Genomic DNA, 25757 nt, shown 5'->3' with positions numbered 1-25757 from the left:
TATCAATTATGTACTGGCTTCGGATATAGATTTTGTGCAAGTTTCGTTAAAGTCGACGGACTCGCCCCTTCTTCCAATGCCTTAACAAATAACGATCCTACAACAACCCCATCAGCATACTGTAACACACGGTATACTGCTTCTTGATTTGAAATACCAAACCCAACAATAACAGGTAAATCTACCATTGATTTGAGCGTATTTATTTTTTCTCGAAAATTCTTGGGCAATTCATTGCGCAAACCTGTAGTGCCTTTCTGACAGGCATAATATAAAAATCCCTGCGCATAGGTATTGATTATCTTAATGCGTGTCAATGGGGTACTTGGTGCAATAACATAAATAAGCGCTATGTCATTTTTATTACATTGTTGATGAATAAAATCTGATGCTTCCAAGGGACAATCAACCAGTAAAAGACCATCAATACCTGCATTTTTTGCTGCGGGTAAAAAATCAGATGGTAGAGCAGATAATATCGGATTAAGATAACTGAATAAAATGATTGGAATATCACTCTGTTGGCGGATCTGTTTTGTTATCCATAAAACATCTGCTAAGCAAGTTCCTTTTGCCAATGATCGTTGCGATGCACGCTGAATGATAAGTCCATCAGCAATAGGGTCGGAAAAAGGTACGCCAATTTCTAGCATATTTACGCCGCCCTTAATTAGAGCAAGCGCTGCATCGAGTGTAGATTGCACGCCACCATCGCCCGCAGTTAAATAGGCCGTGTATGCCTTACCGTTTTGAAATAATTGTTGTATTCGCGATAGGGTTTTCATCTTAAATCACACACTTATCCATTAATTGTGGTAAATCTTTATCGCCACGACCAGATAAATTCACTAGCACAATCTGGTCTTTAGCAAGCATAGGAGCAATTTTAATTAAATGCGCTAAAGCATGCGCGGATTCTAACGCGCAAATAATACCTTCTGTTCTAGCTAATAATTTTAATGCATATATTGCTTCATCATCATTGGCTGCCACATATTCGACACGACGACGTTTAAAAAGTTCAGCATGTTGCGGAGCAACCGCAGGATAATCTAAACCGGCTGAAATCGAACTCGTCGGTGCAATTTGTCCATGCCGATCTTGCAATATAAAAGTGTAACAACCATGTAAAACACCCGGACTCGCAGTATAAAATCGTGCGGCATGCTCTCCAAGTTGCTTACCATGTCCTCCGGCTTCTACACCTATCATGCGTACCTCTTCATCGGAGAAAAATCCTGAAAATAGCCCAATTGCATTCGAACCCCCACCCACGCAGGCAATAACTATATTAGGATTGCTGCCAATTTGTTGCTGACATTGTTGATGGCTTTCACTCCCAATAACTGCTTGAAATTCTGCAACCATAGCAGGATAAGGATGTGGTCCTAATGCTGAGCCTAAACAATAATGCGTATCGCTAAACGATGAGGACCAATCGCGCAAAGCTTCATTCACTGCCTCTTTTAAAGTCGCTGAGCCTTGTTCGACCGCAACAATTGTCGCACCCATCAATTGCATGCGTGACACATTGCTTGACTGACGTTGCATATCTTTACTGCCCATATAAATCACGCACTTCAACTCAAGTCGCGCACAAGCTGCTGCCGTCGCTACACCATGTTGACCCGCTCCAGTTTCGGCAATGACACGCGTTTTACCCATCCTTTTGGCTAATAAACATTGGCCCAAGGCATTATTCAATTTGTGTGCCCCCGTATGTAATAAATCTTCTCGTTTTAAAAAGATTCTCGGTCCATTAATTTTTGCAGCAAAAGCAGGAATTTCTGTTAATGGCGTAGGTCTTCCGGCATAATTTTTTAAAAGAAAATTTAATTCCTGTTTAAAAATAAGATCTTTTTTAGCGTTATCCCAAGCAAAGATAAGTTCTTCGATAGGTTGCATTAATAATTCCGGAAGATATATTCCACCAAACTCCCCGTAACGACCTCTATTCTCAACTAAGAAATCTTTAGCTAACATGAAACTTGCCTCTTACGGATTGAATAAATTGCTTAATGAGAAAAATATCTTTCTTTCCTTTACTTAATTCAACACCACTCGATACATCGACGCCATTAGGTTGCATATCATTAATCGCTGCTGCCACATTAAATGCGGTCAGTCCACCTGCTAATAACCAACGAAAAGGTAAATGATAGTGAAAAGCTTGCTTAATTTTATTTCCCTGCCCAGGTTGACTATGATCAATCAAGATTAAATCCCGATCCGCATCAAGGAAACGCAAGCCTTCATCGGTTTGTAACTCACCTTGATTTGAAACCGTTTGCACATAGATCCGTTGGTATTCCCCAGGTAATAATTGATGGGATGCACGCGATGCGACGCCATGTAACTGAACGATATTTATATTAGTGAGTTCGCAGATGCATTGCATTTCAATCGCGGTATGATGAACAAATACGGCTACAGGCAATGCACCTGATGCTCTCACTGCTTGAGAAATACGTATAGCTTGTTCTATTCCAACATAACGCGGTGATAAGGGGTGAAAAATAATTCCAATCAAGTTAGCACCCGCTATAACCGCCAGTGATGCCATTTCGGCACTACGAATTCCACAAATTTTTATCAAGTAATTAGTCATAAGAACATTCCCTAATAAACTTTTCAGGATCATCCGATTTGACTAATGATTCACCAATTAATACGGCATTATAACCAGCCTGATAATATTCTCTTGCCAAAGCAGGATGCGTAATACCCGACTCTGCAACTTTAATAATATTATCCGGTATTGCAGAGACCATATGTAATGCATGCTGCGTATCAACAGTGAATGTCTTGAGATTACGATTATTAACTCCGATGATCTCTGCGCCACAATCTAAAGCGATCGCGAGCTCATTCTGATCATGAATTTCAACGAGTACATCGAGATTAATCGAACGAGCAAACTCCAGTAAGATTTTAGTTTTTTTTCCAAGAACAGCGATAATACACAACACTGCACTTGCTCCGGCAACGGCAGCTTCTGCAATTTGTATCTTATCGATAATAAAATCCTTACGAATAATTGGAATGCTTCGATCAGCTATTGCCTTTGACACTTGGATCAGATCAGTGATATCGCCAGCAAAAAATTTCTTATCCGTTAAAATTGATAATGCGCTAGCACCACCCGAAATATAACATTCTGCTAAGCTAATGGGATCTTGAATAGCGGCCAACTCACCTTTACTAGGTGATTTACGTTTAATTTCTGCAATCACAGAAAGAGCGGGAGCATTTAACACCGCTTTAAAGCTCTGTGGACGTTTCGGCACTAACTCGCCGCGCAGTACTTGTGTGATGGCATGATTATTATTGCTCGCCAATCGCTGGCGCAAATCGGCTACTTCACGCTGTTTTTCCATTAGAATCGCTGTAAGTCTGTTAGTCATGAGAAAATTCAATCCAGGCATTTAATAATCTTAAGGCTTTGCCGCTATATAAATTATCACTTGCGTGTAATAAAGCTTCCGAGATTGATGGATATAATCCATAAATGTAGAGAGCAACGGCTGTATTTAAAATAAGTGTATTTGCAATAGCTCCACGTTTTCCCTTAAAAGTATCTAACAACAGACGTGCATTAATTTCTGCCTCTCCGCCACGCAAATCGGTAATCGTGCAACGTTGCAAGCCAAACTGTAATGGATCAATCATATATTCATGTTTTTCTTGCTTGCTGACTTCAATAATTTTTGTAGGACCTACACAACTGATTTCATCTAAGCCCATGCTATGCACCACCACTGACCGATCGCTACCTGTTTGTAATAATACATCTGCCATAATTGGGAGTAATGCTTCATCAAGCACACCTAAAACAATATGGGCTGCGTTAGCAGGATTTAATAAAGGGCCTAAAATATTAAACGTGGTAGGGACATTTAATGTTTTTCGAAAAAGTCGCAGTGCTTGGGTCATGGGATGAAAATTCGGCGAGTAACAGAAACCAATGCCAATTTGAGCTATACTTTTGCTCACTTGATCGGGAGTTAATTGAATATTCACACCTAAGGCTTCGAGCACATCTGCGGAACCTGTTAATGACGATATCGAACGATTGCCATGTTTAGCGACTTTAATCCCACAACTTGCAGCAAGAATCGCGCTGCCTGTAGAAATATTTATGGTATTCGATGCATCGCCACCTGTTCCGACTATATCTAGCACGGCATGCTTGGTCGGCACCACTACCATTCTGTTGCGCAGAACTTTCACAATAGCTGATAATTCATCAGCGGTTTCATTTTTGGCTCGTAATAACACTAAAAAAGCTGCAATTTGTAATGGATTAATAGTCGGGCATAAGATCTCATCCACTACTTGTTGACAAACATGGCTTTGCAAATCTTCACCACGCATCAATTTTTCTATGCTGGATCTAAGCAACATCCGTTACACCTGTTTTTGAGTTTTTATTGCAGATGGCAAGAAATTCCCGTAATAAAAGTGGTCCTTCTGGTGTCAAAATAGATTCGGGGTGGAACTGGACACCATAAATAGGTAATTGATGATGTCGCACACCCATAATGACTTGCCGCTCATTTTCAGCGTCAATGATCAATGTAGAAGGTAAAGTTGCGCGCTCACTAATCAATGAATGATAACGACCTGCTTTAAATGGCTGAGTAAGCTTTTGATATAGGCCCGTTTGCTTATGAAAAATAATGTCATCTTTACCATGCACTATTTTTTCCGACTGAATAACACGTCCGCCTAAAGCAATGGTTATAGCTTGATGGCCCAAGCAAACACCTAACAATGGTGCTGAAAGTTCACCCGCTACTAAAGCATGAATTAAAGCAACGCAAATCCCTGCTGTTTCAGGTCGCCCAGGACCCGGAGATAAAATAATTCCCGCCGGTGACATTCGTTTAATATCATTGATAGTAATTTTATCGTTGCGAATAACGCAGACGTCGCTATAAAAAGATGCCACAGCTTGATAAAGGTTATAAGTAAAACTATCGTAGTTATCTATAATTAATAACATCTTATTCTCCCGCATGTGCTTGGCTAATGGCATCCAACATAGCGGATGCTTTTTGATAGGTTTCTTGTGCTTCGTCAGCAGGATTCGAATCATAGACAATACCCGCTCCCGTTCGAATGGTCGCTACCCCTTCTTGGAGTATGGCCATTCGAATAGCGATACAACTATCTAAATTCCCTAAAGAATCAAGACGACAGATAGCTCCACCATATAATCCTCGACTGGTAGTCTCTAATTCATTAATAATTTGCATGGCACGAATTTTTGGGGCACCACTAAGCGTTCCGGCTGGAAAAACAGCAGTAAAGGCATCTAAAGCATCGTACTTTTCTTGCAGTTCACCCATGACAGTCGATGTAATATGACTGACGTGAGAATAATGTTTTACTTGAAAAAAATCTTTTAACTGCACGCTACCAGGAACACTTACCGCACCGACATCATTCCTGGCTAAATCAACCAGCATCATATGCTCCGCTCGTTCCTTAGGATCATTTAGTAAGTCCTCTTCGATCGACTTATCACTTAGCTCTTTCTTACGTTTACGTGTACCTGCAATAGGATTCACGGTAATTTTTTTGTTATATACACTGACCAAGCGCTCAGGCGAGGCTCCGATAATGACATTTGCACCACTTGTAAAATAAAACATAAACGGAGCAGGACTAACTCGGCGTAATGTTGTATAGATATCTAAAGGAGAAATAAAATAGTTACATTTATAGCATCTCGAGATAACAATCTGAAAAGCATCGCCTCGGATAATAAAATTCTTAGCTTTTTCTACTTTAAGCATAAAATCCGCATCGGATATATCAACTTCGACCGAATCAGTTATTTGTCGTGTAGCCGGCACCTTTATTTCATAAACCGCTGTGCTTAAAAGTTCTATAATAGTGACTATTTTCTGTTGCGCCTGATAATAGGCTTGCTCTGGATCTGCCCCTACTGCAACCAAGTAACTAATTAACAGGGTTTGCTTTTCATGATTGAAACTAAGATTCAGAGCATAAAAATTAAATTCGATTAATGGCAATTTAGTATGAACGACTGGATGAATAGGTATTGCTTCAAAATAACGCACCGCATCATAGGTAATAAAGCCTATTGCGCTAGTAATTAAATCGGCTACTTCGGGTCGCGTCGCAAAACGTAGCTGTGACTGTAAATCCCGCAGCTCTGCCCATGGATGATTATCATCGACGTCATTTCTAGTCAGGCTTGCAATAGGTTCAAAACATATAAAAGAGTAACGAACGGCGTCTCTTTGATGGAGATCCTCAAACATGGCCCCTTCTGCTGCATAGGCTTTTTTCAACCGACAATAAATCTGGATGGGAGTTAGCTGATCAGCAGGAATCTCTTTGAAAACTGCTACTCGCTTGGCATCGTTGGCATACTGCTGAAATTCATCTAAGGGTAAAGCTTGCATCATTCGTAAAGTCTCGTTATGATATACTCTTGTAATGATACAGCGTTACAAGAGTATAGTCAATAATGAGTAGCGAAAAATGACTCTTATCGTAAATCCAAGCATAGCTTTAAGTGGGAGCGTCCTCTCACCCAGCTCGAAATCACACACTATCCGCGGCATGTTATTTGCATTACTTGCCAAAGGAGAATCAACTTTGCTTAATCCATTGAGCTCTGATGACACACGCGCGACTATCGAAGTATGTAAAGCGTTAGGAGCCAACATTCACCTAACCGCCCATAAGCTCAGCATACAAAGTGAAGGGCTAGCTTTCAGCTCTGCCGCCGCAGAAATCCACACCGGAAATTCAGGTATAACGACTCGATTTATCCTGCCATTATTAGGATTACGTAAAAATTATATCAACCCTATCCTCCTTAACTGCGACCAACAAATGCGGGCCAGACCCATTAAACCATTGGTCGATGCATTAAATCAGCTAGGTATGCATATCCAGTATCTTGAGTCAGCGGGGCATTTGCCGCTTTTAGTGAGCGGTACATTAAAAGGAGGGGTTACTGAGATAGCAGGCATTAGTTCTCAATATTTATCCGCTTTATTGATGGGGCTGCCGTGTGCTGAAAATAATAGTGTCGTCTCGGTAAAAGATTTACACGAACGTCCGTATGTTGATATGACACTCGAATGGTTGCAAGAACTAGGGATCAATTATACGCACCAGCGTGTTGCTAATATCGACACTTTTCACATCCATGGAAAGCAAGCATATAAGCCCATTCGTGCCTATATCAATGGTGATTTTTCCTCGGCATCTTATCTGATTGCTGCCGCAACGCTCATTCCAGGAGAAGTGCAAATACTAGGATTAAACAATAATGATGGACAAGGAGATAAACGATTAATAAGTATTTTACAAGAGATGGGCGCAGAGATAGAGATCAATCAAAATAATATAAAAATCAAAGGTGGCAAACCGTTAAGAGGGATGCGTATTGATGCCAATGATATCCCCGATCTATTACCGACTCTGGCCGTCATTGCCACAAAAGCAATTGGTAAAACTGAACTTTACAATGTCATCCAAGCACGTATTAAAGAAACCGATCGCATTCATTCCATGACATCAGGGTTGAGACAAATGGGTGCCAAAATAGAGGAAAATCCAGACGGAATCATCGTGCACCAAAGCAATCTAAAAGGTAGCTTGGTAAAAGGATTTGGTGATCACCGTACGGTAATGGCACTTACAGTTGCTGGAATGATCGCACGCGGAACAACATTGATAACAGACGCAATAGCCATTAACAAAACCTATCCAGATTTTGTTCCCTCCATGCAAAAAATAGGAGCAAACATAAGTCTGAAAAATACCGGTATTAATAATCCGATCATTCTAATCGGATTTAAACATGTAGGTAAAACAACGATAGGTAGACATTTAGCAAAAGCACTTAATAAAAGCTTTATTGATCTCGATCGAGAAGTTGAGATTTTACATAAAAAAATTTATCTCGAAACTTTTTCTTGTCGCGAAATTATGCAGTCACACGGCGAACACTATTATCGCCAATTAGAGTCAGAAGCATTACAACTAGCACTTAAATTACCAGCCTGTGTGATTTCTTTAGGCGGGGGAACGACTATAAGTCAGTTTAATCAAGACCTGCTAAAACCGCATCGTTTACTGCATGTGGTAGCACCACGTGGCATCGTGTTTGAGCGCATTATGATCGAAGGTCGTCCTAGTTTTTTTGATCCAAGTGAAGATTCTTATGAATCATTTAATCGTTTATGGGATGAACGCAGTGAAACTTACCAAAAATTGGCAGCTTTTACTATCAATAACAACCATTCTATTGATCATGCTGTCAACGAGGCACTTGTTCATCTCCAAATAAACTCGGAGCAAAACCACTATGTCTAAGTTATTACTATTACATGGAGTAAATTTGAATCTTTTAGGTGAACGCGATGCAATGCATTATGGCAATTTAACCCTCAAAGAGATTAGCGCTATCACTACCCAAGAAGCAAAAAAACATGGATTTAAAATCGTTTCCTATCAATCAAATCATGAAGGTAATTTAGTTAATAAATTGCAAGCGGAGAGCAAAAATTGCTTGGGCATCATTATTAATCCAGGGGCATTCACACATTATAGCTATGGTTTACATGACGCTCTAATTGATACTGGTTTACCAGTTGTGGAAGTACATTTATCTGATACGCAGCATCGCGAAGCATGGAGAAAACAATCCGTCATTGCACCGGCTTGTATAAAAATCATAAAAGGTAAGAAAGAACAAGGTTATCGAGAAGCGGTGAATACCTTAATGGAATATTTAAAATCATGAAAATAAACAGCAAAACACAATTAAATATGGTGATTGGTTATCCACTAGAACATTCGCAAAGTCCTATGTTACATACGTTTAGCTATCAATTACTCGGGATCAATGCAATTTTCTTAGCACAGCCGCGCTCGCTGCCGCTTAAATCATTAATAACGGTAATAAAAACGCTAGAAATTCCACTCACAGCAGTAACTTCACCTTTTAAAGAAAAAATTATTAACTATCTCGATCATTGCAGTGATGAAGTCAACGAATTACAAGCGACCAATACTATTATTCAACGTGATGGGAAATTGTATGGATACAACACAGATATTGATGGGATCAATTTTGCCTTACGCCATATCGCCGTCAGCAATAAAAAAGTTCTGATAATTGGTGCAGGTGGTGCGGCGCGAGGGGTGGCCTATTTTCTCAAAAAAAACCAAGCCCAACTTTTTTGGATAAATAGAACATCAAAAAAAGCAACGGTTTTAGCAAAAAAATTTGGTGGAAAGGTTGTTACCAGTAATGAACTAGATGGTCTGTCGATCGATATCATCATCAACACGACACCCCTTGGATTCTACCGAAATGTAGATACGTCACAGCTACCAGTATATATATTTAATCCAAAGCAAGTTGTGTTTGATATGGTCTACAACCCGTTAATGACTCCACTGTTAAAACAAGCAAAAAAACAAGGCGCAAACATTATTTCTGGTTTAGATATGTTTATAGGTCAAGGATTAAAACAAATCGAATTGCTAACCGGCCAATATCTTACGCCGACGATTATAAAAAAACTTAGAAAAATATTAATACAAGACCAAACAGCGACTTTTTTATGAATTATCTACAACTTAAAGAATTACCTCGCGTAGAAGAGATTATTCAATTATATCCTTTATCTGCCGAAGGACACCAAAAAATTATGCTCGACAGGCGAGAAATAAAGGATATTTTAGCAGGTCGAGATCGTCGCTTATTAATGATTATCGGCCCCTGTTCAGCATGGCCCAAGGATGCGGTGCTGGAATACGCAGAACGTTTATTAAAAGTGAATGCGCGCGTCAAGCAATCATTAAAAATTGTTATGCGTGTATATATTCAAAAACCCCGCACCACCAAAGGTTGGACCGGCCCGCTTAATCAACCTGATCCCTATGCTGAACCTAATATTGAAGCAGGCATGCATTATGTTCGCGAAATGATGGTCAAGATTGTGGAGCTCGGATTACCTATCGCTGATGAATGTTTATTTACGCATAATTCCCGTGGATTTTTAGAGTTGGTTTCATGGTTTGCGATTGGTGCCAGAAGTAGTGAAGATCATGAACATCGAATTTTTGCATCTGCTGCAGATTGTCCTGTGGGCATGAAAAATCCAACACATGGTGCTATCGATGTGAGTATCAACAGCGTCGTCGCTGCACAGCATTCACATATCGCTGCTATGCATGGCTATGAAATACGAACACCTGGGAATCCCTACGCCCATTTGGTTTTGCGTGGTTGCAATAAAATGCCAAATTATTCGCGCGCACATCTTGAATCTATAAAGCAACATATGCTGGCGCAGCAAATAAAAAACCCAGCGGTGGTTATTGATGTTAGCCATGATAATAGCTTGGTTAATGGAAAAAAAGATCATCGAGCACAACTTACTGCTATTTCTGAGATTATGCAGTACTTAAAAATGTTTCCGGAATTACGCCGTTTAATGAAAGGCTTCATGCTAGAGAGTTATTTAAAGGAAGGAAATCAAAAGCTTGAAGCTTGTAATTCTACTTCTATCGACTTAAATGGCTTATCGATTACCGATCCTTGTTTAAATTGGGAACAAACCGAAAATCTATTACTTACCTTAGCCCAAGAAGTACAATCATGTTAAATAAAATTTCTATGCCCATGCCTATCGAACAAAGCATAAACTGCCCTGTTATTATTGGGGCTAATTTATATGATTTTTCTGCTTGGTTACCAAGATTAGCATTCCAACAAATAGTTATTATCACTGACCATACTGTGAAAAAACTTTATGGCTTAGAATTACAAAAATGTTTGCAGCAAGCAGGCTACAAAAGTTTATTATTTTCGTTCCCAGCAGGTGAAAAATTTAAAACCTATAAAACTAAACAAAGGTTAGAAAATAACATGCAGTTACATGGTTGTAATCGGGATACGTTAATTATTGCCCTAGGTGGTGGTGTTGTAGGAGATCTGACCGGATTCATTGCAGCAACCTATTTACGTGGCGTCCCTTACATCCAAATTCCAACTACTTTGTTGGCTACAGTGGATAGTAGTATCGGCGGAAAAACGGGTATTAATACGCTATATGGTAAAAATTTAATAGGAGTTATTTATCAACCTTTATGTGTTGTTATCGATGTTATGTTATTAAAAACTTTATCCAAAAAAAATATGATTAATGGCTTAATAGAAGCCATTAAAATGTTTTTAACTTATGATGCAAAAGGCCTTTATTACACGGAATCAAATCTTAAGTATCTTATCCAAGGAAGTGCCCTATATTTGAATGAAATTGTCACCAAAGCAGTTAAAATTAAAGCCGCTGTTGTAGGTCGAGATGAAAAAGAACAAGGGGAGCGTAGCGTTCTCAATTTTGGCCATACCATCGGCCATGCCTTAGAAAAGATATCAAATTACACTTTATTACATGGATATGCGGTGGCTTATGGCATATTAGTCGAGGCAAATATTTCTTATTTATTAGGTTTATTAGATAGCAAAGCTTTATTAATAATAAAAAATCTGTTCGCACAATTAGGTATTTATGGAAAAGATCTACAAAAATATAAGCCAGCAGAAATCCTGCAGGCAACAAAAATCGATAAAAAAATTCGATTAGGGAAAGTACATTACGCACTATTAAATGACATTGGCAGTATCTATATTAATAATGGTAACTATGTTCATCCTGTTACAGATAAAATCGTCAACCTAGCAATAAAAAAAACAATTGAGGAATAATATGGCCGGCAATTCTTTTGGCAAATTATTTAAAATAACTAGCTGTGGCGAATCGCATGGGGGAGCTGTGGGCGTGATAGTCGATGGCTGTCCTCCAGGGTTGGAAATTTCAGAGCATGACATTCAATTAGAGTTAGATCGACGCAAACCGGGACAGAGTCATATTACTAGCCCCAGAAATGAACGTGACACCATTCATTTATTATCCGGTGTATTTGAAGGAAAAACCACTGGCACACCGATATTACTGCTAGCCTATAATGCCGATATGCGACCGGAAGATTATGAAGCATTAAAAAATGTATATAGACCGTCTCACGCTGATTTTACTTATATGATGAAATATGGGCGACGTGATTTTCGTGGCAGTGGCCGTGCCAGTGCTAGAGAAACATTGGCTAGAGTCGCTGCGGGAGCTATTGCAAAAAAATTCTTAAACCAAAAATTAAATATTGAAATTATTAGCTACGTAGAGCAAGTCGGTCATTTATCTACGCAAATCGATCATCAAACGATAACTCCAACCCAAATTGAAGCCAATATGATTCGTTGTCCAGACCCGATTTTAGCTGCACAAATGATTCAATTAGTAGAAAGTGTAAAAAATGAGGGTGATTCCATCGGGGGTGTCATCAAATGTGTGATACGTCACGTTCCTCCAGGGCTAGGTGAACCTGTGTTTGATAAATTATCCGCTGATTTAGGCAAAGCAATGCTGAGCATAAACGCCGTAAAAGGATTTGAAATTGGATCAGGATTCAGAGGAGCTGGCATGTGCGGTAGTGAACATAATGATCAAATGATCATTAAAAATGGCAAACCGTCATTTACCTCTAATCATGCTGGCGGCACCTTAGGTGGTATTTCTACCGGTGAAGATATTTATTTTCGTGTTGCATTCAAACCGACTTCGAGCATTAGCAAACCACAACAAACACTTAACTTACAAAACGAGATGCTGGAGTTAGTTACCGAAGGCAGACATGATCCTTGTGTTCTACCCCGAGCTGTCCCTATTGTTGACGCAATGGCAGCCTTAGTCATTATGGATCATTATTTACGCTCTCAAAAGTATACGCTTCGCACTTGAATTTAACGCTCGATAGAGCTTTTTTGTAGAAACTCATATATCGCTTTAATCCGATATTCAATGAGTTTTTTCCCTAACGCTGCGCCAGTAATACCCGATTTTTTTATCTTATTGGCAGATACTTTTTTAGCCGCAGTAAAAGCCGCTAACACTCTATCTTTTTGCAAATAAATGATTTTGCCTAGTCCAGAATAAGCTTGAAAGTCTGCTTCACAAACCAATAAAAACTGATCTAAGCGTGAAGACTGCCTAAATGCATCGGTTTTTTCTAGTAACATATACAAAGATTGAGCATCTAGATCTAATGCGCGGTGACAAAGTAGATGATAAGCCGCCGCTGTGGCGGCAAGTAAAGCATAGGCACGAGGTATACGATAGCGCTGACATAAGGCTTGTATCTTATGAATTCCCGCTTCGGTTTCTTCTTTTGCAACACCCTTACCTAAATCACAAAGTATTGCTGCGAAACGTACTTGTGGATCATCCGTTAATGCCACCGCTTTTTCCAAAACAGCTAAATAGCTATGTTGCCCTATAGAACGTGGATCCGCTATACGTTCATATTGTACATATAATTCTTGCAATTCTGGAAATAACACTGCTAATGCGCCACACTCATACAAAGTTTTAATAAAAGCTTGAGGCGCAGGCTCAGTGAGCGCTCTGGAAAATTCTTGCCAAACTCGTTCTGAAACCAACGCCTGCACTTCGCCGATAGATACCATAGCTTTCATTAGCTCCATGGTTTCTTTAGCCACTCGAAAACCTAATGGCGAAAACCTCGCCATAAAACGTGCTACGCGTAAAATACGTACCGGATCTTCGCTAAAGGCAGGAGAGACATGTCGTAATAGCTTATTATCAATATCTTTCTGGCCTTGAAAAGGATCGATAATATGACCACTGTTATTTTGCGCCATGGCATTAATAGTCAAATCTCTACGTTGTAAATCGTCCTCGAGCGTCACATCAGGCGCTGCATAGCAGGAAAAACCTTTATAACCAGGCCCAATTTTGCGTTCTGTACGCGCTAATGCATATTCTTCGTGAGTTTTAGGATGAAGAAAGACTGGAAAATCCTTGCCAATCAAGCGAAATCCTTGCTTTAACATTTCCTCAGGACTTGCGCCCACGACGACATAATCACGTTCCTTTATCGGATAACCCAATAATTGATCACGCACTGCCCCACCAACTAAATAAATTTCCAAAACAACTTCCTTCAATATTTAACTTCTTGCCCATAAAGCATAAAGAAAGTTATAAACTAAACTATCAACTTTGCCAAATTTATTGATTTATGAGTTCGTTAATGAATTTGTTCCTTCTAAAGTCGGCAATAAACTAGCTTGATTATTAACAAGCGGCGAATTTTTTCCATATGTGTTTTTTCAAAAGCCTCGCAATTTTCCTTAGTTACTGAATGTGCCCTTCACAAAAATTCGCACTTACTTATGAACCTGCCTTACTAATTACACAATTTTATTTGTAGACTCGAATATATTTACCGTGCAAAAACCTTTTGATGCTCTGTGTTTTCCGGCAAAAGACTAACCGAATTCAATGGAGGGTTATCACTATTCCCACTAAAAATCCCACAGTTTACAAGATCTCCTATTATGCCTTGCGTCATTTTACCTGGTAAATAAATTACCTTTTGTACACCGTTTAATTGTTCATTATTTACCAGTATCAAAGCAGCTTGCTGCGCTGTAGGATTACCTTCCACAGCCTTACCCCCTACTGCTAAAGCCTTCCATTTACCTACTAAAGTTTGATTTTGTGCTTTTCCTGTTACTTCAATAGCTTCTGCTTCGGCATTTGCTTTGATCTTAATAGCTTCTGCTTCGGCATTTGCTTGCATTGTAATAGCCGTTGCTTGTGCTTCAATAAGTCGGCTACTTGCCTTTTGTTTCGCATCAGCCTCTTGAATTTGATTGCCGGCTTCCATATTAGCTAATTTAGCTTGCGTTTCAGCAAACAGGAGAGACTGTGAAGCAATAGTTTTAGCTAATTCCTGATCCTGTATGCTTAACGATTCAATTCTAATATTAAAGATATCTATTCCTAAATCATGGATCCCATGACGCTGTAATTCCCGAATAAAGGCATCATGCATTTTTGAATAAAAAGAATAGGGGGGCGGGGATAACTCTGAATTATTTAAATCTTGCTGAGTACTGGAACTAGAACTGGCATTATAGGCAGGCGTAGAACTTTGGCCAATTTCTTTAAAGGTAGAATATAGCTGTATCATGGAGGTACTTATCTAAAAGGTTAGGATCAATTTTCTTACATACTTTTTCAGTATTAGTAATTCGATAAAATACATCAGCTTTGATTTTCAGGGGGACATAATCACTGCTCTCATAGATAGCTTCTGGTAATTCCATAATACTATCTTGAGTCGATATAATTTTTATTAGTTTAGAAGGCGGGACGATAAAATGAACCCCTGGCTTTTTCATCACTAGGCGTCCTTCCTCATCATAAATAACCCCTTCTGTTCCTGTCCTAATTGAGACCAACTTACCAGGATCCAGTTCATTGATTTCCCTTTCCAAATCTAAAAATTTAATAAATTTGGTCGTGGCAAGGGGGATCATATGGAACCCTGGCGTCAAGAATAAATGCTTTCCCGTCTTAGTATCCTGAGCATAACCTAACTGACCTTCTTGAACCCGAACCAATTTCATTGCACCATGTTGAATGTAAGGCTCGTCTATTCTTCTTTTACCAACAAATTCAGTGGTGGGCGCGAGCATTACATGCCATCCTGGTGGTAGCATTTCAGCTTTTCCAGAACATAACACTAAACCTATCTCTCCTTCATTAACTAGGTGCATTCTAAAAATAGATATAGGTAAAGTTAATAAAGCGATTAGGAAACGTAAACATCGTTCTGCAAACGAATAGGTTGTAAAGTGAAGTTCATCACTGTTACAACTTTTAACAACATAGTCCTTAATCGCATTATAGAGTTGATTGCCTACTGGATTAACGGAGAACAAACCCTGTAATTTTTCGTAGATATCTTGCTCCAAAAAATTCAAGTTTTTTAATGAATCAACAAATTCTTGAATAGGCTCTCCTGTTTCCAAAGAAAACCATTCTGCATTTTCAGTAATTAGAATAGAAGGAGACTCTTGTAAAATAGAAAGCTTCTCCTCCAGAGCATTGGGATTCTGATTGGGATTCTTTAGAAAAGAATCTTATTATTAATCTGGTCGTTGTCTGACAATAAAAATGATTTATCTGCCCCAACAGTAATTGTATATCCCATAGAAAATCCCTCATTCAGCAAACTAATAATGTTCTAATTAAAAAGTATAATGCGAATTTAGAGATAAGGGCAATAAAAATGTTTCCGTCGCAGAAATTCTGAATTCACATTAATTAAGCTTAACATAAGACTAGTATCATAAAAGAATATTTAAAATTAATTTTTAATATTTTAAACTTCAAGTTCTATAAATATTTAGTATCGAACTTGATATTCTATTTTTTTGATTTGGATTTATTTCTTGATGGTTCTCTTTAAAAAAAGAAAAATTATCCGATCTTTTAGAAAAAATATTTTTATTTGGCAAAGACAAATTTGACTGCATTACAGAATCAGCATGCAAACTAACCATTGGATCAGATATATATTTAAGTTCCAAACTTAAAAGGCTTGCTAAAAATAGTAGGTTTTTATTAGTTTGTTCTAAAACTTCTAACCTACTATCTAGATTTTTTGCCATTTCGAACCGATTTCGTTGTCTACTGTGCAAGTGATAGGTAATGAGATTAGCAATGCCATTTATAATAATTAAGGGAATGAATATTAGCAAAATAGGTAAAGTCAGCGTCTTAACAAGCGCATGGATTCCTAGATTACTCTTCCATACAATTTGTTGAGTTAAGTTATATCCATAAAAACTACCTCCCGAAAATGCAAAGAGTCGATTTAAAAATTTTTTTAAATTTTTAAAAAAAAGGCCCGAGTCACCTAATACTTTGTCTTGTTCTGAGAAGTTATAAACATTTTTTTTAAGCATATAGCTATTAAATAAATTATAAAATTTATTATTTAAACCATCAAGTCCATTTTTCTTGAAAAAAGTTTTAAACTCGAGCTCTAAAAAACAAATATTATCCTGTAAATATTCAAATTTTTTCCATTTTTCTATTTGAATAATTTGTTGCTTACCATATTGATCTTTAAAACAATAACCACATTTTTCGTTAAGCTGATTTAAAATAGTTCGTTGATAGAAGTCTTCTCTAGCGCGAAATTCACATAGATGGTCTATCAAAAAAAAAGTAGCGGCAATTAAAATTAAAACTCCCACTACTAAAGGAGAAGCGATGATAGTCGCCAAACTAATCGCACCGAAAAGCATTAAAACACTATAAATAGCCCAAGTTAACAAATAAGTATAAAGTACAATGCTGGTCAAATTAATCGTTAATGAGGCTATAAATTGTGTTTTAGGATAGACCTCTGTTAAATAATGATACAATTTGGATTCTTGAATACTTAAATTAGGGAGATAAATGGGATCAAAATTTTTCTGAATACTTAAAATTGAATTTAAAAATTCATTTAAATTTAGATTTTTTTTGGTTAAATCATAAACTATTTCATGAATTAACTTAAATTCATTTTTGTTTTTTTCCTCATTAAATACCTCTATCTTTACCAATTCAAGAATCTGTTCCGCTTCATCTGTAGAAATTTGTGGAAAGATTATCGAATCTCTTTTAACCAAATAAAAAAGTCGAAAGATCAGATAACTAGCTAAGGATATACCTAAGACTAAAAAAATAATTGGATAGTTATACAAAGATAAAGAAAAAAATAGTAGTAAAAAACTAATCCAACTTAACAAATTGGCGTGGCTACTCAGTCCATACCAAATCAATGAAAAAAATTGCATTGGTTTATTTTTAATTACAAATTTATTTATTTTCTCCCAAATCGACGTAATCGAATAAATTCTAACCGCTTCTGTCTCTTTTAAAAAATAAACGTATAGTTCTTTAACTATTTTAGCTTGTTTCTTTTTAATTTTTTTTATTTCTTGCTGAATAGAAACATAATCTACTTCTAGAGCAATAAGCTGATTAAATTGGTTAATGGCAGCTTCGTTATCCAAGCTAGTTATCGCTGAAGAGATATCGGAATCTGTTAATGTTTCTTCTTTATATGTTTTTAACAGGGCGAGTTTTGCTAGCTGCGAAAGACGCTTTCTTTCTAATTGAATGTCTTTTTCAGCTAAAGCTTTACTAGAAACTTTCTTTTTAATTTCTTCATCAATTAGTATTGATAATATATTTTCAAATTCGAAATAGTTTTTTCTATGCAGAACTACACAACTCTCATCTCTATCGTCAATAACCCAAGGATTGGTTTTATCTCTGGAGTAAAATAATAACCGTTCATTATACTTTCTTATTAAATAGAATCTTTTATATACTGGATCTTTTTCACTCTCACTCAGGAGCTCATCAGAATTTTTAAAGTCATGAATAGAAAATAAATAATTCCAACTATTACTTTTACATTTTCGATAATCTGCAGAAAAATTTTTGGAGAAATTCAAAAACCAAGGAAAGGCGGTGGTATCATTTAATTGATCCACTGCGGTCATCTTGCCCATAAAGCTAGGAAACTTCTTTATTTCATTCAAAATTGAAATAAATTTTTCACGATAAGCCACTCAGTATTTTTTTATTATTTTTAGTAAACTGAAGTGGCTTAGATTAAATTAAATAAATAAAAAGATCTAGTATAAAAAACTTTAATTTTTTGGACAAAATAAAGATTTACTACCATCTTCTTTCCATTCTGCTTGGATACAATGCGGCCCTATATCTTCATAGTATTTATCAGAAAAATTGGCCGTCAAGATAAGCCGATTTCCGAATTGCGTTTGTTGCACTAAACGATCATCGGTTAGCCAATCAAACGTAGTTAGCGGCTCTATACCGGTCATTTGATGGAGTGGCGAGAAAAAATTATAGTAATCAACAAAGTATTTTTTATTTTTTTGTAAGGTTTTTTGGTCTAACACCCAAATTGGAGGAACGTTATAAAGATTTTGTAACAATGCTTTAGTTTTTCTAATCGCGGGAATCTTCAATTCATTTAATTCCCAGCGATCGGTAGTAATTACTGAGTCATGAAATACAGCTTCATACAGGGGTAATCTATAACGTGGATTGTAGGAGGAACGAATAAACTCATCCGGTGCATTATAGGGTTTAAATAAAACTTTTGGCGCTTCATCAGGCCACCACCCACCAAATTGTTTTTTATTTTTTAAAGACGGCCAAAAAGCTTCTGGAAATACCAAGAAAGCACCATTATTATAGGCGATAGTCGGATTCGCCCAAGACAATCCAGTTTCAGAACCTAGGACTATTTTTTTAGTGCTGCTAATATAGCGCATACGTTTTAATAAATTATTTAAATCTTGCTCACGTGTCATAGGATGTTGTTTTGAATAATCGTCGGACGGTGGACCTGAAGCATCGCAATCTAAAAAAAGACTATTATCCCCCTTAAACATCACCGCATTGAGCTGATTAGCTATATTTTTTTCCTTCGGTTCTCTTAATCGTAAGGCCTCAGAGCTTAAATAACAGCCCCGTTTATGAAATCCCAGCAAAATAGCTCCATCGGCGTTTCGAATACAAGCCTCAGGCCATAAATGATTAGTCCAAATTGAAGTAATACTATCGGAGGTTTTTGGATTTTGTGCATTCGCAAAACTATCGTAAGGAGCCACTAAATAGCCCCTACTTTCTGCGGTACGCACATAGTCCTGATTGACATTATCCTCTTCACTAAAGCTCGTACCATACCCATAACCTATCCAAGCATGTTTAATTCCAAGTCGATTTAATTCATCCAACATAGCCAAATTCCTACCATCACCGTAGACCCAGATATGAAAAGCGCCTAATAATTTATTCACATTGGCATTTTCTAGAATTTTTTGTTTGAGTGAAACAAATTTATTTTCGTTGATAAGTAAATTGCGATAGTCCAGCGCGGGGCTTATTGGAGTGTCGCCAGTCAGATGTACTAATAAAGTATATTCAGGGAAATGCGATCTTTTTAAAAAATGATGTTCATTCATCACATAAAGTTGGGTTTGTTTTTCACGGACTTGTGCATCGGTATCAACATCATGGTCGTTCCAAATATAACTAACATAATTTTCATCTGAATATTCTATTGCCCAGAAAGGAATGCTTAAGGACAAATTTGGGTATTTATTGAACTCTTTACGCCAGAATGTATCATGATTAGGAATATATAAACCTTCCCCATCTGGAAGAACCAAAGCTTTAGCTTGTGGGGTTAATCCTGCTAGAGGCCACTGAAAAGTTTGTTCTTTATTGGTTTTAAAAGAAAATTTTAGACCTTGTTCATCTACAACTACTTTAACTTGCATTTTAAGATGCGGGTAAGTCCATTGAGCGGTTTTATTATCGATTTTTAGATCTTTTACTTCATCAAAAGCGAGTGATGCTTGTGTCAAACTAATCGCTGCAGCATCATCACTGGGAGCAACCGAAATAGCCAAGGTTGCTGGGTCAATAGTAAATTCGCCGGTTCTGGCTTTTAAGGTAAAGTTTTCTTTAGCGAATACTAGTGAGGTGGTCAATAATAAACCCAGAAAAACAGGCCAGAATTTTTTAAACATCATTTAAAATTCCAAATAGCAAGATTAAATGCGCTAATTGTATAGCGAAACGACTATACGGTCAAAATATTTACAGCCGTGTAAGCTTTCGATCAGGAAGAGATAGTGGATTAAAAATCTCCATTTGATTTTTATTTAAATAAATTCTTTAGATATTCCTCTAAAAATAAATAATTATCTGAATTAATGCGAAATCCGACATAACCATCGGGCCTGATGACATAAATTGCAGATGCAACCACTCCATATCGTTTAAAAAGTAGCTCGTTAGCTGGAGATAAAACGAAAACATGAACCTGCATCCAGTCTTGATAATTTTTTATAAAAGCATTTATTTTTTCTATGTGCTTATCGATTTGTTCCTCTTTAGTCTCAAAACAAAGTATATTAAAAGGTTTGTGGCTTACTAATTTAAATAGGGTCGATGAATTGGCGGATGCATTGGGCGCGCGATATCCCGGACATGGCCCCCCTTTAAATACTTGGTGAGATTTTTCTATGACCTCATAGTTAAACGGATTTTTAGCATAGTGAATATTCAACTGCGACATAAACCAGAATAAACGCTTTTCTAAATTTTTCTTTGAAAAAAGAAACGAAATAACAAAAGGTAGTAACCAATTTCGTAGTTTGGAAATAAAAAACCCATTTGCAGTGAGTAAAGAAAAAAACTGATCCGTCGTTTTTAATAAAATTTTTCCCACTGGATGCCTTTCTGTCTCATAAGTATCTAATAATTTAATGTTAGTACCCTTTTTCAATACTAAAGCTAGTTTCCAAGCAAGATTAGTGACATCTTGTATTCCGGTATTCATACCCTGACCTCCTACCGGACTATGAATATGTGCTGCATCCCCTGCGAGAAAAGCACGGTGTTGATAATATTTCGTTACCCCACGATGATGTAATCGAAATTGAGATATCCAAATTGGGTTAACTAATTTTACAGAAACTTGGGTCAGCAAACTGGCCAAATGCTCTAATTCTATTAAGTTCGGGGTAGTTAGTTTTTCTTCAGTATGAGCTGCGCGTTTTGCTAACATAATGCGGCTAATTTGCCTAGTAAGCGGAATATGCACGAAGACCCCATCTTTTCCTAGGAAAAAAAGAAATTTGTTTTGCGAATAGGGCCATTCAATATTTGCATCAACTAAATTAAAAATTTGTGGGTAAGCATTTCCTTCAAATGTAAAATGAAGCGTATGACGTGTGCTACTATGTGCACCATCGCAACCAATGATGTAGGCGCAATTAATTTTTTCAGTGCTTCCGACCATATTGTCTTTAATAGTTGCCTGCACACATTTAATGTCTTGCGTAAAAGTAATTAATTCTTTTTGGCGCTCAATATAAATACCTTTTTTTTTCTAAGAACTCAATCAGGATACGTTCGGTTTCTGTTTGCGGAAGAAAATAGACGGAAGGAAAGGGGGTGTCTTGATGCTTGAAATGCTTAAACTTTATTTCTATTTGTTTCTTCCCGTTAATAAAAAAAGCAAAATCCACATTCGAACGCGCTAATTTAAGAAACTCATCAACAACACCTAAGTTTTGGAATATTTCCATCGATTTAGCTTGAATAGCGAATGCTCGCGATTCATGCACTCGATCCCGTTGCTTATCCAAAATTCTAAATTTTACGTCATAACGCAATAGCTGACAGGCCATCATCAGCCCCGTGGGGCCTGCTCCAACAATCAATACTTCGGTATTCATAAAAAAACTATAGTCCAGGCTTTCATGAAATAAAATGACCGCGCTATAATGGTCAAATATTTTGCTTGCTAAAATTTTTAAGGAGAATTAATTGCATACCCGTTATCAATCGTTACTACCCCAACATAGCCTATCCCGCTTTGCGGGATGGATAGCTAACTGTAAACAAACTTGGATTAAAAACAGACTAATCCATGGATTTATACGGCATTATAATGTCGATATGACGATAGCGAAGGAAGAAAATCCCGAACATTATATTAATTTTAATGATTTTTTTACGCGATTATTGAAACCCGAAAAGCGTCCGATTTCCAGTAATGCTACGGATATCGTATCGCCTGTAGATGGCACTATTAGTCAAATTGGCGATATTAATGAAAATCAGCTGATTCAAGCCAAAAAAATAAATTATAACTTACAAGCCTTATTAGGCGGCTCTACAAAACTGGCCGCAGAATTTCAAGGAGGGCAATTTGCAACACTTTATCTAGCTCCTCCAGATTACCATCGCGTACATATTCCATATAGCGGTGAACTGAAAGAAATGATTTATGTTCCGGGACGTTTATTTTCAGTAGATGCTCAAACTACTACTGAACTTCCCAATTTATTTGTTCGTAATGAGCGGGTTATAACCTTATTTTCCACGCCTATAGGTCCAATGGCGGTTATTTTAGTCGGCGCTATGCTTGTTGGCAGTATCAATACTCCATGGGAAGGAATTATCGCTCCTGCTTCCAAACGACATATTTATCATTGGCATTATCTAGACAACAAAATTTCATTACTTAAAGGACAAGAAGTTGGGCAATTTCAATTGGGCTCCACAGTTATTATTTTATTCGCGCCCAACCGTATGAAATGGTTAAATCATTTATCGGGGAAAAAAGTGAAATTTGGTGAAAATATTGGTCAGACAATATAAGATGTATCTACATTAATGGCTATAATATTTTTTCGATGACAAAAAAAGTTGAGGTCGCCCATGACTATGCCACAAGAAAAAACTGTTTCAGCATCGGCTGTGCATGATCATACTTATAAAATATTTCCTAATGACTTGAACTCAACAGAAACCGTTTTTGGTGGCTTAGTGATGTCCACACTCGATAGAGTCGCTTCTGTAGTTGCTGAGAGACATAGCCAAAGGCCTTGTGTAACTGTTTCTGTGGATGCTATGCATTTTTTGCAACCTGCAACTCGAGGAGATATTTTAATTTTTCAAGCTGCTATTAACCGTAGCTGGACCAGCTCAATGGAAATCGGCGTACGCGTTCTTGCTGAAGATTATCGTACCGGCACACGGCGTCACATAGTATCTGCGTATTTTACTTTTGTAGGTACAGATGAGCATGGCCGCCCAGCACACGTTCCTAAAGTTATTCCTGAAACGAAAGATGAAATGAGACGTTATGAAGAAGCGGGCAAGCGACGTGAACGACGACATCAAGCATCAAGGAAAAAGGACTGACGAATAATAAATACTAAATCAATAATTTAAATCCTCTTGAACCTACCTTTCGGTTAACTGTTCTAGGATGACAATTAACAAAAATAAAAGAATTTTTGGAGAGATTATGACGATACAAATATTACCTATTTTGGCTTTTAAGGATAATTATATTTGGTGTCTTATCAATGAGGAAACAAAACATTGCATCATTGTCGATCCAGGTGAAGCTAAACCCGTACTTACGCAATTAAAGCAGTTAAACCTTAAACTTGATGCACTTTTCATCACGCACCATCATTGGGATCATACCAATGGCATTCGTTCTATTTTAAAGCTACATGAGGTTCCTGTATTTGGACCTGCAAGAGAAAAAATAGCCGGAGTAAACCACCCAGTCGATGAAGACGATAAAATTGAATTACCTAATTGGCCTGCTTTTGAAGTACTTGCTATTCCTGGCCACACCTTAGGACATATTGCTTATTACGGGAACCATCTTTTATTCTGCGGCGATACCTTATTTACCGCGGGTTGCGGTCGATTATTTGAAGGTACGGCCGAGCAAATGTTGAATTCTTTGAATAAACTGGCTCAGCTCCCGGATGAGACCCAGATTTATTGCGGCCATGAATATACGCTAGCTAACCTACACTTCGCTCAAGCAGTGGAACCCAATAATACTTATATCAAGGAACGCTTAGAAAGAACTAGAGAATTACGTCAAAAAAATGTAGCTAGTGTACCCAGCCTCCTATCTGAAGAACGTCTGAGTAATCCTTTTTTACGTTGTGATAATTCAGAAATAAAGATGCGCACAGAAAAAAGAACCGGAAAAAAACTTGCAACTCCGGTTGAAATATTCGCTTATCTTCGCCAATGGAAAAATAATTTTAAATAAGTTAACTCACAGCAATTGGATTTTTGGCAAGACGCTGCGATAATGAAGTAACCTTCATTTCTTCAAGATACATGAGAATTGCGATCCCCGCGATACACAGGCAATGTCAAGTGCAAAGAGTATATTTAGCTTTTTTTTGTCGCTCAATTTCTTCTAACACCTTATATCGAAATCTAAATGGGTAATGTACAGCGGAAAATAACTCATTGGTCCCACTAACCCCACGAATACGAACTGACCCATAATCGAAAATACGGCCCATAATACTTTGGCTAATTTCCACCCCTTCAATCCGATCCAAGGAATTTTCAAAAACATAGCGACTGATAAAGCCTGATTTCATGATGACCCGTTTATCGGTTATGCCAAACTCAGAAGAGTAGTAAACGATGAGCCCAGATAGGAGAGCCGCTAAACCTAATAAAGAAAAAAGACTGAGGATAAATACAGAATGGCGAGCCCCCATTATCAAAAAAGCGGCAATTAAAGCCAAGCCAATTAGCGATTTAAAAACAACAATCCAATGAGGATGACTGCGATATATAACTTTTTCATCCGGCAAGAGCGTTTTATCGATATAGCTCATAAGGACCTCTTATTATTTTACTTAATACTTATATGAGTAGAACGGAGCTATAGTAGCCAAACTTATGCTATTTTGCTATGCTTTTCGCCCATGAATTCTCAATTAATACTAGAAAAACTTAATTTACACGTTAAACTAGGCCATACAATCGAAGAACGGCTCTTACCGCAAAGGGTTATTTTACAAATAAAGCTGGGTTTTGATCGTTTGCCTGATGCCTGTACCAACGATAATTTAATAAATACCATCTGCTATGCGGATCTGGCGGATGATTTACAGCAATTCTGCAATGATCGATCTTTTAAGCTTATCGAAGCCTTAGCATATCAACTCTATCAATTTCTTAAAGTTAAACTATCTGAAAAAATAAATGCTAAAATTAATATTTTTTTGTGTATCACCAAAAATCCTCAATTAGCTTCACTAGAACAAGCTAGCTTTTCAATCAGCGACTAATCCTACTTTCTTCATCAACGGTATAATTAACTTTATATTTTGGTTAAACTATTAAATTAATAAAAAGAAATTTCTCTCAAAATAT

The 25757-nt window shown here is 37.4% G+C and carries 25 protein-coding genes; 10 read left to right on the top strand and 15 right to left on the bottom strand.

Annotated features, from left to right (window positions below; translation table 11 throughout):
* Window positions 1–2: 2 nt before the first annotated feature.
* The 7 genes from trpA to AAHH40_RS01205 are packed head-to-tail and all read right to left on the bottom strand — an operon-like array spanning window position 3 to window position 6440.
* Window positions 3–785: a tryptophan synthase subunit alpha gene (gene trpA / locus AAHH40_RS01235; protein ID WP_342220314.1), complete on the bottom strand. Its 783-nt coding sequence runs from the start codon at window positions 783–785 to the stop codon at window positions 3–5.
* A 1-nt stretch (window position 786) separates the two neighbouring features.
* On the bottom strand, window positions 787–1983 hold the full coding sequence (trpB, locus tag AAHH40_RS01230) for a tryptophan synthase subunit beta (RefSeq protein ID WP_342220313.1): 1197 nt from the start codon (window positions 1981–1983) through the stop codon (window positions 787–789).
* A complete protein-coding gene (locus AAHH40_RS01225; RefSeq protein WP_342220312.1) occupies window positions 1973–2608 on the bottom strand; it encodes a phosphoribosylanthranilate isomerase in 636 nt (211 codons plus the stop codon). The genes trpB and AAHH40_RS01225 overlap by 11 nt, the downstream gene beginning before the upstream one ends.
* Window positions 2601–3404, bottom strand: a complete 804-nt coding sequence (trpC, locus tag AAHH40_RS01220) for an indole-3-glycerol phosphate synthase TrpC (RefSeq protein WP_342220311.1) — start codon at window positions 3402–3404, stop codon at window positions 2601–2603. Before trpC ends, AAHH40_RS01225 begins: the two co-directional genes overlap by 8 nt.
* Entirely contained in the window at window positions 3397–4404 is a 1008-nt protein-coding gene (gene trpD / locus AAHH40_RS01215) for an anthranilate phosphoribosyltransferase (protein ID WP_342220310.1), read from the bottom strand. Before trpD ends, trpC begins: the two co-directional genes overlap by 8 nt.
* Window positions 4394–5005: an aminodeoxychorismate/anthranilate synthase component II gene (locus AAHH40_RS01210; protein WP_342220309.1), complete on the bottom strand. Its 612-nt coding sequence runs from the start codon at window positions 5003–5005 to the stop codon at window positions 4394–4396. The genes trpD and AAHH40_RS01210 overlap by 11 nt, the downstream gene beginning before the upstream one ends.
* A gap of 1 nt (window position 5006) precedes the next feature.
* A complete protein-coding gene (locus tag AAHH40_RS01205; protein WP_342220308.1) occupies window positions 5007–6440 on the bottom strand; it encodes an anthranilate synthase component I family protein in 1434 nt (477 codons plus the stop codon).
* A gap of 76 nt (window positions 6441–6516) precedes the next feature.
* On the opposite strand from AAHH40_RS01205, the gene aroA reads away from it, so the two are divergent.
* Genes aroA through aroC form a run of 6 tightly spaced genes read left to right on the top strand, consistent with a single transcriptional unit; the run spans window position 6517 to window position 12860 of the window.
* Window positions 6517–8364, top strand: coding sequence for a 3-phosphoshikimate 1-carboxyvinyltransferase (aroA, locus tag AAHH40_RS01200; RefSeq protein WP_342220307.1), 1848 nt, complete (start codon window positions 6517–6519; stop codon window positions 8362–8364).
* Window positions 8357–8794: a type II 3-dehydroquinate dehydratase gene (locus AAHH40_RS01195; protein ID WP_342220306.1), complete on the top strand. Its 438-nt coding sequence runs from the start codon at window positions 8357–8359 to the stop codon at window positions 8792–8794. The genes aroA and AAHH40_RS01195 overlap by 8 nt, the downstream gene beginning before the upstream one ends.
* Complete coding sequence (gene aroE / locus AAHH40_RS01190; RefSeq protein ID WP_342220305.1) at window positions 8791–9624, top strand: shikimate dehydrogenase; 834 nt, start codon at window positions 8791–8793, stop codon at window positions 9622–9624. The genes AAHH40_RS01195 and aroE overlap by 4 nt, the downstream gene beginning before the upstream one ends.
* On the top strand, window positions 9621–10667 hold the full coding sequence (locus AAHH40_RS01185) for a 3-deoxy-7-phosphoheptulonate synthase (protein WP_342220304.1): 1047 nt from the start codon (window positions 9621–9623) through the stop codon (window positions 10665–10667). The genes aroE and AAHH40_RS01185 overlap by 4 nt, the downstream gene beginning before the upstream one ends.
* On the top strand, window positions 10661–11770 hold the full coding sequence (gene aroB, locus AAHH40_RS01180) for a 3-dehydroquinate synthase (RefSeq protein WP_342220303.1): 1110 nt from the start codon (window positions 10661–10663) through the stop codon (window positions 11768–11770). The genes AAHH40_RS01185 and aroB overlap by 7 nt, the downstream gene beginning before the upstream one ends.
* Before the next feature lies 1 nt (window position 11771).
* On the top strand, window positions 11772–12860 hold the full coding sequence (aroC, locus tag AAHH40_RS01175; RefSeq protein ID WP_342220302.1) for a chorismate synthase: 1089 nt from the start codon (window positions 11772–11774) through the stop codon (window positions 12858–12860).
* 2 nt (window positions 12861–12862) lie between these two features.
* Here aroC and AAHH40_RS01170 read toward each other — a convergent pair whose 3' ends face one another.
* From AAHH40_RS01170 to AAHH40_RS01140, 7 genes are all read right to left on the bottom strand, one after another.
* Window positions 12863–14071: a multifunctional CCA addition/repair protein gene (locus tag AAHH40_RS01170; protein WP_342220301.1), complete on the bottom strand. Its 1209-nt coding sequence runs from the start codon at window positions 14069–14071 to the stop codon at window positions 12863–12865.
* Between the two features lie 293 nt (window positions 14072–14364).
* Window positions 14365–15117 (bottom strand): hypothetical protein, encoded by a 753-nt coding sequence (locus AAHH40_RS01165; protein ID WP_342220300.1) that lies wholly within the window; start codon window positions 15115–15117, stop codon window positions 14365–14367.
* Window positions 15092–15961, bottom strand: a complete 870-nt coding sequence (locus AAHH40_RS01160; protein WP_342220299.1) for an SPFH domain-containing protein — start codon at window positions 15959–15961, stop codon at window positions 15092–15094. The genes AAHH40_RS01165 and AAHH40_RS01160 overlap by 26 nt, the downstream gene beginning before the upstream one ends.
* Window positions 15962–16321: 360 nt before the next feature.
* Complete coding sequence (locus tag AAHH40_RS01155) at window positions 16322–18565, bottom strand: hypothetical protein (protein WP_342220298.1); 2244 nt, start codon at window positions 18563–18565, stop codon at window positions 16322–16324.
* A gap of 81 nt (window positions 18566–18646) precedes the next feature.
* Window positions 18647–20563, bottom strand: coding sequence for a glycoside hydrolase (locus AAHH40_RS01150; protein WP_342220297.1), 1917 nt, complete (start codon window positions 20561–20563; stop codon window positions 18647–18649).
* Window positions 20564–20691: 128 nt separating this feature from the next.
* Window positions 20692–21870 (bottom strand): FAD-dependent monooxygenase, encoded by a 1179-nt coding sequence (locus tag AAHH40_RS01145; protein WP_342220827.1) that lies wholly within the window; start codon window positions 21868–21870, stop codon window positions 20692–20694.
* A gap of 34 nt (window positions 21871–21904) precedes the next feature.
* Window positions 21905–22276 carry an FAD-dependent monooxygenase gene (locus AAHH40_RS01140; RefSeq protein ID WP_342220296.1) on the bottom strand — a complete coding sequence of 124 codons (372 nt, stop codon included), beginning with the start codon at window positions 22274–22276 and terminating at the stop codon, window positions 21905–21907.
* A 91-nt stretch (window positions 22277–22367) separates the two neighbouring features.
* Here AAHH40_RS01140 and asd point away from each other — a divergent pair, with 91 nt between their 5' ends.
* The 3 genes from asd (at window position 22368) to gloB (ending at window position 24630) form a co-directional block, all read left to right on the top strand.
* On the top strand, window positions 22368–23204 hold the full coding sequence (asd, locus tag AAHH40_RS01135) for an archaetidylserine decarboxylase (protein WP_342220295.1): 837 nt from the start codon (window positions 22368–22370) through the stop codon (window positions 23202–23204).
* Between the two features lie 60 nt (window positions 23205–23264).
* Window positions 23265–23750: an acyl-CoA thioesterase gene (locus AAHH40_RS01130; RefSeq protein WP_342220294.1), complete on the top strand. Its 486-nt coding sequence runs from the start codon at window positions 23265–23267 to the stop codon at window positions 23748–23750.
* A gap of 106 nt (window positions 23751–23856) precedes the next feature.
* Window positions 23857–24630, top strand: coding sequence for a hydroxyacylglutathione hydrolase (gloB, locus tag AAHH40_RS01125; protein ID WP_342220293.1), 774 nt, complete (start codon window positions 23857–23859; stop codon window positions 24628–24630).
* A 106-nt stretch (window positions 24631–24736) separates the two neighbouring features.
* Here the strand turns inward: gloB and AAHH40_RS01120 are convergent, their stop codons facing one another.
* A complete protein-coding gene (locus AAHH40_RS01120) occupies window positions 24737–25216 on the bottom strand; it encodes a PH domain-containing protein (RefSeq protein WP_342220292.1) in 480 nt (159 codons plus the stop codon).
* Window positions 25217–25306: 90 nt separating this feature from the next.
* Between AAHH40_RS01120 and AAHH40_RS01115 the strand changes: the two genes are divergently transcribed.
* On the top strand, window positions 25307–25672 hold the full coding sequence (locus AAHH40_RS01115; protein ID WP_342220291.1) for a dihydroneopterin aldolase: 366 nt from the start codon (window positions 25307–25309) through the stop codon (window positions 25670–25672).
* Window positions 25673–25757: the final 85 nt, after the last annotated feature.

Origin of the sequence: Rickettsiella endosymbiont of Miltochrista miniata (genome assembly GCF_964031245.1) — a bacterium.
Taxonomy (GTDB): Bacteria; Pseudomonadota; Gammaproteobacteria; order Diplorickettsiales; family Diplorickettsiaceae; genus Aquirickettsiella.
Note: the sequence above shows the minus strand (reverse complement) of the source record. Positions and strands in the feature narration are given on the sequence as shown.